Origin of the sequence: Mycobacterium sp. (assembly GCF_040398885.1) — a bacterium.
In the GTDB taxonomy this organism is placed as follows: Bacteria; Actinomycetota; Actinomycetes; order Mycobacteriales; family Mycobacteriaceae; genus Mycobacterium.
The window spans coordinates 1-1,358 of record NZ_JBBATF010000311.1; the positions used below are offsets into that span (position 1 = coordinate 1).

Genomic DNA, 1,358 nt, shown 5'->3' on the forward strand with positions numbered 1-1,358 from the left:
GGGATGTCCGCGGCCAGCCCGTCGGGGCCCTGCACGGCCCCGGCCGCGAAGTCGACCCGGGAGACGAACACCCGGTCGATGAAGTTGCGGTAGTTCTCCGGGTGGTCGGCGGGCAGGCCGACGTATTCGTCCAGGGTGAAGCCCGATGCCCGACCGAACGACACCCGGCCTGCGTCGCAGCGGGCGGTCAGTTCGTCGTAGATGGCCAGCGGGGACGAGCCGGTGGCCAGGCCCAGCACCGCCGCGGGCTTTCGGGTCAACAGCGATTCGATGGCGTCCGCCCCGAGCCGGCCGATTTCGGCGGTGTCTTTGAGGATGACGACTTCCATTGCCGGGGCAGGTTCCTATGGATGCTTGTTCGCGGTGAAAAGGTGTGCGCAGCAGGCGATCCCAGTGCCGGAGTTGACTTCCTCGGCCACTACGACGTTGGCCGGCTCGCGCTCGTCCATCACCACGACCGGCACCACCGGGCTCAGGCCCGCCGCGACGATGGCCGGGACGTCGTAGACGATGACCGGCTGGCCGGCCTCCACGGTGTCGCCCTGGGCGACCTGGGCGGTGAACCCCTCGCCTTTGAGCGTCACCGTGTCCAGGCCGAGGTGAACGAGTACGCCGACGCCGTCCGCGGTCAGGATGACGTAGGCGTGCGGCAGAAGTTTGATGATCTTGCCGCCGACCGGGGCCACCGCGTAGATGACCTCATGGGGCGGGTCGACGGCGGCGCCGTAGCCGACCATTCCGCCGGCGAACACCGGGTCGGGGACGTCCGACAATGCCAGTGCGCGGCCCTCGACGGGCGCGAAAACCGGAGTTGAGCTCACGCGGTTCTCCTTTGCTGGGTGTCTGTGCGCAAGGATAGAGAGCAACCCGGGCCGGGGAGGCCAAAACCGGCTCTCCTGCGGGAAGGAGGTCTAAGCTTCCGCTGAGTTGTGATTTAGGAAGGGCGGGGCCCAGATGAGTGAGACGACCAAAGCCTCAGGCGCACAAGATAAATCGGGGTTGAACATCCCCGGTTTCGCGCAACTGCAGCGGCTGGGCAAGAGCCTGATGTTGCCGATCGCGGTGCTGCCCGCGGCCGGAATCCTGCTGCGCCTGGGCCAGGATGACCTGCTGGGCCGGATCAAGGCCCCGGTGATCGGCCCGTTCTTCCAGGCCATGAGCGCGGCCGGCGGAGCGTTGTTCGACAACCTGGCCATGCTGTTCGCCGTCGGTGTGGCCATCGGATTCGCCCGCAAGGCCGACGGTTCCACCGCACTGGCGGCGGTGGTCGGGTACCTGGTGATGCAGGCGGTGTTCAAGACCATGTCCCCGTTCGTCCTGGAGGGCGTGCTGGACAAAGCGGGCAAACAGGCGCAGAT

The 1,358-nt window shown here is 67.4% G+C and carries 3 protein-coding genes; 1 reads left to right on the forward strand and 2 read right to left on the reverse strand.

Annotation, left to right across the window (positions count from 1 at the left end; all coding sequences use genetic code 11):
• On the reverse strand, window positions 1–329 hold a 329-nt coding region (locus ADBZ5U_RS16385), incomplete at its 3' end, for a 6-phosphogluconolactonase (protein ID WP_526811959.1).
• Between the two features lie 15 nt (window positions 330–344).
• Window positions 345–821, reverse strand: a complete 477-nt coding sequence (locus ADBZ5U_RS16390; RefSeq protein WP_526811961.1) for a PTS sugar transporter subunit IIA — start codon at window positions 819–821, stop codon at window positions 345–347.
• A 133-nt stretch (window positions 822–954) separates the two neighbouring features.
• On the opposite strand from ADBZ5U_RS16390, the gene ADBZ5U_RS16395 reads away from it, so the two are divergent.
• Window positions 955–1,358 (forward strand): PTS transporter subunit EIIC (locus ADBZ5U_RS16395; protein ID WP_526811963.1); only part of this gene is annotated, 404 nt, incomplete at its 3' end.